This is a genomic window from Cedecea sp. B1(4), from assembly GCF_059414925.1.
Window position 1 is genome coordinate 1 of record NZ_JCAHMZ010000108.1, and the last position, 359, is coordinate 359.

A 359-nucleotide genomic window follows, 5' to 3' on the forward strand; every position below is an offset into this window, starting at 1 on the left:
GGAGAACAGCAAGTTCATCACCAACGACGCGGAGCTGGTGCAGCAATTGGTTGCCGAAATCAGCTCGCAGCGCCCCATCTTGCAGAAGCGTCATCCGGAGTTGAAAACGACCGAAGGCCGGCCGCGCAAATATTACTACTCGGAGAAGTCGGACAGCGCCGAGGTGGCGGCGGTCGAGAGCGCCGTCACCATGCCTTTGGGCGACACCAGCCAGCCGAAAATCGGTGAACATGAGATGTATCCGATGATGTCACGTTATATGTGGGAAGAGTTCCGTCTGTATTCCAAGCGCATCGATGAGAAGCGGTCTTCTAATAAGCGTGGGCCGAACGGCAACCGCTGGCTTTACCCGGACGTGG

At 57.1% G+C, this 359-nt stretch carries 1 pseudogene; it reads left to right on the forward strand.

The features are described from left to right. Positions 1-359: pseudogene (locus tag ACR6JA_RS22270) on the forward strand (hypothetical protein); the annotation flags it as partial.